Here is a 5,913-nt window from a genome sequence, read left to right as displayed (position 1 = left end):
GGGGGCGGCGGCAGGCCGTCCGTCAGCGCCAGCAGCGCATTGGTGACATCGGTCGCATCCGCCGGTTTGGACAGGTAATCCGTGGCACCGATCTTGACCGCAGCGACCGCCGTGGCAATCGCGCCATAGCCTGTGAGCACGACAATCCGGCTTTCAGGGCGCCGTGCGCGCAGGGTTTCCACGACATCCAACCCGTTGCCATCCTCCAGCCGCAGGTCAACCACGGCATAGGCGGGTGGGCGGGCGGTTGCGATGGCTTTGCCTGCGGCGACGGAGCTGGCCGTTTCCACCTCGAACCCGCGCTTTTCCATGGCTTTCGCCAAGCGTTTCAGAAACGCATCATCATCATCAACCAAAAGAAGCGATTTGTCTTCGCCCAGGTCCAATGGTTCGATCGTCATCATACTCACCCCTGATCATCTCTGAGATGAGATAGCCCGCGCCTTTCAGCCGTCAACGTCAGGACGGACCCGCCGATTGGTCGCATTGCCTGTCAGTGTCACAACGCCTATCACGGACCTTGAGACAAAGGGTATCAGGGCGGATGTCCACTTCCGACTTCGAGGGTTTTCACGATCAGGAACGCAGCAACTGGGTGCGGCTGCGGACGCTTGTCACCTTACGCTGGTTCGCGGCGCTGGGGCAGGCGATTGCGGCAACCGTCGCGGCGCAGGTGTACGAGCTTGATTTTCAGTATGGTCTTGTCGGTGTCGTGATCGGCTGTTCGGTGCTGGCCAATATCGTTTCCCGCTCCACCAATCCTGAAAACAAGCGTCTTTCCGAGCGCGAGGCGACCCTTTGGCTGTTTTTCGATCTGGTGCAGCTATCGGTGCTGTTATTCCTGACCGGCGGGCTGAACAATCCTTTCGCCTTGCTGGTGCTGGCACCCGTGACAATCGCCGCCACCGTTCTGCAGCTGAAAAGCACTGTCTTTCTGGGTGTCACCGCGATCCTGCTGATCACGCTGATCAGCCACTTCAACATGCCGATGGTCACCGCCAATGGTTTTGTCCTGGCCTTGCCTGTTCTGTTTCAGTTCGGATTCTGGCTGGCGCTGTTGATTGGTGTGGTCTTTCTGGCGATCTATGCGCGCCAGGTCACCACCGAAATGCACGCGATGGGCGAGGCGCTGCTTGCCACGCAGCTCGCGCTGGCGCGGGAACAGAAACTGACCGATCTGGGTGGCGTCATCGCCGCCACCGCGCATGAACTGGGCACACCGCTGGCCACGATCAAACTGGTCAGCACCGAATTGATGGAAGAACTGGAACACCACCCCGAACTACTGGAAGACGCGAGCCTGATCAGATCGCAGGCTGACCGCTGCCGGGATATCCTGCATTCCATGGGCCGCGCAGGCAAGGATGACCTGCATCTGCGGCAGGCCCCGTTGGAAACCGTCGTGCGCGAAGCGGCAGAGCCACATCTGAGCCGTGGAAAGATGGTGACCTTTGAAATTTCCCCCGAACAGGGCGCCAACTGGACCCAGCCTCTGATCAGACGCAGGCCAGAGATTATCCACGGCCTGCGCAACCTGATCCAGAACGCCGTCGATTTTTCCCAAAGCGAGGTCTGGATCGAAACGACATGGTCGCAAAGCACGGTCAGCGTGCGTATTTCCGACGACGGCAGCGGCTTTCCGCAATCGGTGATCGGCCGGATCGGGGACCCCTACGTGCGCCGCCGCCGCTTTTCCGAGGATGGTATCCGCCGCCCGGGATATGAGGGCATGGGGCTGGGCCTGTTCATCGCGAAAACCCTGCTTGAACGCTCTGGCGCGCGGCTGACCTTTGCCAACAGCCGACGCCACGGCCACGCGAGCTGGACCGGTCAGGCTACCGGCGGCGCGATTGTCGACGTGGTCTGGCCGCGGGAAAAACTTGTCTCTATGGACAAAGGCGACATTCCGGCGCTGGGGAAGAACATGCCGATCCGCCCTTGGCCATGACCGGACGCGTGTTTAACGCACCCTTAACCTTGCTGCGCGATGATGGTTGCTTGAACAGGCAAGGATTCGGACAAAATGTCGTTGATTCTCTTAATGGCTGCCATGATGGCGGTTGGTGCAATATCGGGCGCAGGGCTGGTTTTGTGGCTGTCGCGGCGCAGGTCGCCTGACCGCACTGCAGACATGGTCCGGTGCGGACCGATTTTTCTGTTTCACGATGATCAGCTGATCGATACCACAATCGACGCGCAACAGGTGATCGCGCAGTTCAGCCATCTGCCCGACCGCGACGCCGTTCTGGCGGCGCTATCACCGCAGTTCCCGGCGCTGGCGGATCATCTGCAATCAGGCGACCGGTCTGGATGCCGGATCGCCCATGCCCACGACGATACCACTTGGATCGACCTGGACTGGCCGAATGGGCATCCCCGCCTTGTTGTCACGGATCCGGGCGGGGCCATGCAATCTGCCGCTGGCGACCAGCCTTTCGCAGAGCTCAGCATGTTGCGCGATATCGTCGATTCTGCGCCTCAGTTGATTTGGCGTACGGATGAGGGTGGCGCGGTGATCTGGGCCAACCGCGCCTATCTGGATGCTTGGGCCAAACGGCGTCCGGATGATACGGCGGGGTTGCCGCAAAAAGCCATCTTTCCGGCCTTTGGCAGCAAAATCGCGCGCGGTGCGGTGTCTGTCCGGCGGCTGGCCATCCCGCTGCCGCAGAAAGATGCTGCGCAATGGTTCGATGTGTCATCCATACAGAAGGACACGACCACCTTGCATTACGCAGCAGACGCCAGTGCCGCGGTCAGCGCCGATCAGGAACGCCACAACTTTGTCCAGGTTTTAGGCAAGACATTCGCCGAATTGTCTATCGGGCTGGCCATATTTGACAAACGCCGCCAGCTGGCCACCTTTAATCCGGCGCTATTGGATATGACACGGCTGGGGTTTGAATTCCTCAGTTCCCGGCCCATGATTGACACGGTGCTGGACCGGCTACGCGAAACCCGGATGCTGCCTGAACCCAAGAATTACGCGTCCTGGCGCGACCGGTTCACCGCCGTGGAAACCGCTGCCAGAAACGGCACCTATAGCGAGGTCTGGGATTTGCCGGATGGTCAGGCCTTTCGCGTGACCGGACGACCACACCCGGACGGCGGATTTGTGTTTCTGTTCGAAGACATCACCGCCGATCTGTCCCTGACCCGCCGTTTCCGGTCGGATATCGAAACCGGGCAGGCGGTGCTTGATGCGCTGCCGGATGCGGTGGCGGTATTTTCCACCGCCGGCACGCTGGTCATGTATAATCGCGCCTATGACACGTTATGGGGGATGCAGGCGGCACAGGGAATCGCGCTGCGCGTGATCGGTTCCGAGATGGCGATCTGGCAGTCGCGCTGCGCCGTGCCGGTAGACTGGACCGAATTGCAGCACTTCATTCACCAGCTTGGTCCGCGACAGGACTGGACGGACGAAACAATGTTGCAGGATGGCCGGCTGGTCCGGTGCAGCGCCAGCCCTGTCGCCGGGGGCATGACAATGGTGCGGTTTGCACCCTTGGCGCGAAATATGCGGGCCCTGCGCAAACTGACGCGGCCAGACCCTGCAATCCGTGCAATCAGCCGCTGATTTGGTCTTGCAGGTGGTGGCACAGACCATAGAGTCCCGCCATGACCACTGCACATCGCCAGATCACGCTTGCCGATGAAGCGGCCACCACCCGTTTGGCGGGCGCGGTGGCGGGCGTGTTGCGCCCCGGCGATACAATCCTGCTGCAAGGGCCGATTGGCGCGGGCAAATCCGCCTTTGCGCGCGGTGTCATCCGCGCCCGGCTGGGCCGTATGGAAGATGTACCGTCCCCCACCTTTACGCTGGTACAAACCTACGAGGCGAAAGATGGTGATATCTGGCATTGCGATCTGTACCGCCTGACAAACCCGGACGAGGTCTTGGAACTGGGGCTTGAACAGGCATTCCAGACCGCCATCTGCCTGATCGAATGGCCCGACAGATTGGGCGCTGATACCCCGGATGGCGCGCTGACGCTGACCTTCGCGGCGCGTGCGGACGATCACCTTGTTACCTTCACCGCCTCCCCCACGTGGCAAGACCGGATGTCTGACCTGCATGTCTGACCGGGACCGCGCGATCATGGCGTTTCTGATGCAGACGGGCCACGGCACATGGGCACGGCAGGTGATTGCCGCCGATGCATCCAGCAGGCGCTATCTGCGGCTGCAGGACGGGGCGCAATCGGTCATCCTGATGGATGCGCCACCCGCCAGCGGCGAAGACATCCGTCCCTTTATCCGCATCGCCGCCGTTCTGGCCGATGCGGGCCTGTCCCCACCCGCGATACTGGCAAAAGACACTGACTGCGGATTGCTGTTGCTGTCCGATCTAGGTCCGCAAGACGTGGCGGGCCACATCAACCAGCACCCGGCGCGGGGCATGGGGGTCTATCGCGCCAGCGTAGACGTGCTGATCCATCTGGCCCGCGTTGCGCCGCCCGACCTGATCCGCCTGACACCCGAACTGGCGGGAGAGATGGTCGCCGTCACAGGCGAATCCTATGCCCAGCGCCCGGTGCCGGAACTCGTCGCTTCGGTGACGCAGGCCATGGCCGATTTGGCACCCAGCCCAGACACATTGGCCCTGCGCGATTACCATGCTGAAAACCTGATCTGGCGGCCCGATCAGACCGGGCTTGCGCGCGTCGGGCTGCTGGATTTTCAGGACGCGTTCGTCGCGCCATTGGGCTATGATCTGGCGTCGCTGCTGCGCGATGCGCGCCGCGATGTGCCCGATGACGTCTGCGCCGCGATGATCGCACATTTCAGCGCCGCAACGCAGGCTGGCCCGGATTTTGTCGCGCAGCTTGCCTGTCTCGGCGCGCAACGCAATCTGCGTATTCTTGGCGTCTTCGCCCGGCTGGCCAGTCAAATGGGCAAAACCCGCTATGTCGCGATGATCCCCCGTGTCTGGGCGCAATTGCAAAAAGACCTGCGCCACCCGGCACTGACGGATCTGCGCATGGTTGTCGACGACCTGCTGCCAGCCCCGGACGCCGCAATATTGGCAAGGTTACGCGCATGACATATCCGCTGATGCTTTTTGCCGCCGGCCTTGGGACCCGGATGGGCGATCTGGTTAAGGACCGCCCGAAACCTTTGGTGCGGGTCGCGGGCAAGGCGCTGATCGACCATGCGCTGGATTTCACTGACCTGCCGCAGATCGGCCCCAGGGTCGTGAACCTGCATTATCATTCCCCGTTGCTGCGCGCGCATCTGAGAGGGCGCGATATCCTGTTTTCCGATGAAACCGACAAGCTGCGCGAAACCGGCGGCGGGCTGCGCCATGCGCTGCCGCTGCTGGGCGAAAGCCCGGTCATCACGATGAACACCGACGCGGTCTGGCGCGGGCCGAACCCTATCGCACGGCTGATCACCGACTGGCGCGACGAGATGGAAGCGCTGCTGCTGATCGTCCCGAAACCGCAGGCAGAAGGGCATCAGGGTGGCGGCGATTTCGCGCTGGATGCCAGTGGTCGGCTGAACCGAGCGCCCGGCGCGGTCAAGGACATGATCTATGTCGGTGCCCAGATCATCCGCACTGACATGCTGGCGGAAACCGCGCAGGATGCCTTTTCGCTGAACCTAATCTGGGACAGGATGCTGGCGCGCGGTGGGGTTTACGGTACGGTTTATAACGGGCAATGGTGCGATGTCGGCCAACCATCCAGCATTCCGCTGGCCGAGGAAATGTTGCATGTTTGACCCCACCACCAGCCCGCGCATTTTTGCCGAACCCTGTGGCGTGGATTTCGCGCAAGGCGTCGTCAACGGCCTCATGGACCGCGCCGTGGGCCTGTCGCCAGAGGCGTTGGCCCGCGTCGAAATCTACGTCAACTCTGCCCGGATGCAGCGCCGTGTCCGCGCGATGTTTGACGCGGGTCCTGCCCTGCT

The 5,913-nt window shown here is 61.9% G+C and carries 7 protein-coding genes; 6 read left to right on the top strand and 1 reads right to left on the bottom strand.

The window, feature by feature from the left end; genetic code table 11:
* The coding region (locus ACK4TM_RS16620) for a response regulator (RefSeq protein ID WP_409703425.1) at nucleotides 1–401 on the bottom strand (401 nt) is incomplete at its 3' end.
* A 143-nt stretch (nucleotides 402–544) separates the two neighbouring features.
* Here ACK4TM_RS16620 and regB point away from each other — a divergent pair.
* The 6 genes from regB to ACK4TM_RS16590 form a co-directional block, all read left to right on the top strand.
* The gene (regB, locus tag ACK4TM_RS16615) at nucleotides 545–1,948 is read left to right on the top strand and encodes a sensor histidine kinase RegB (protein WP_409703422.1); all 1,404 of its coding nucleotides are present in this window, start codon (nucleotides 545–547) and stop codon (nucleotides 1,946–1,948) included.
* 75 nt (nucleotides 1,949–2,023) lie between these two features.
* Nucleotides 2,024–3,577, top strand: a complete 1,554-nt coding sequence (locus ACK4TM_RS16610; protein ID WP_409703419.1) for a PAS-domain containing protein — start codon at nucleotides 2,024–2,026, stop codon at nucleotides 3,575–3,577.
* Nucleotides 3,578–3,618: 41 nt separating this feature from the next.
* A complete protein-coding gene (gene tsaE / locus ACK4TM_RS16605; RefSeq protein WP_409703416.1) occupies nucleotides 3,619–4,083 on the top strand; it encodes a tRNA (adenosine(37)-N6)-threonylcarbamoyltransferase complex ATPase subunit type 1 TsaE in 465 nt (154 codons plus the stop codon).
* Nucleotides 4,076–5,044 carry an aminoglycoside phosphotransferase family protein gene (locus tag ACK4TM_RS16600; protein ID WP_409703413.1) on the top strand — a complete coding sequence of 323 codons (969 nt, stop codon included), beginning with the start codon at nucleotides 4,076–4,078 and terminating at the stop codon, nucleotides 5,042–5,044. The genes tsaE and ACK4TM_RS16600 overlap by 8 nt, the downstream gene beginning before the upstream one ends.
* Nucleotides 5,041–5,724, top strand: a complete 684-nt coding sequence (locus tag ACK4TM_RS16595; RefSeq protein ID WP_409703410.1) for a nucleotidyltransferase family protein — start codon at nucleotides 5,041–5,043, stop codon at nucleotides 5,722–5,724. The genes ACK4TM_RS16600 and ACK4TM_RS16595 overlap by 4 nt, the downstream gene beginning before the upstream one ends.
* A partial coding sequence (locus tag ACK4TM_RS16590; RefSeq protein WP_409703407.1) for a hypothetical protein occupies nucleotides 5,717–5,913 on the top strand: 197 nt, incomplete at its 3' end. The genes ACK4TM_RS16595 and ACK4TM_RS16590, both read left to right, overlap by 8 nt.

It is taken from the genome of Yoonia sp., assembly GCF_046292185.1.
Classification (GTDB): Bacteria; Pseudomonadota; Alphaproteobacteria; order Rhodobacterales; family Rhodobacteraceae; genus Yoonia.
Note: the sequence above shows the minus strand (reverse complement) of the source record. Positions and strands in the feature narration are given on the sequence as shown.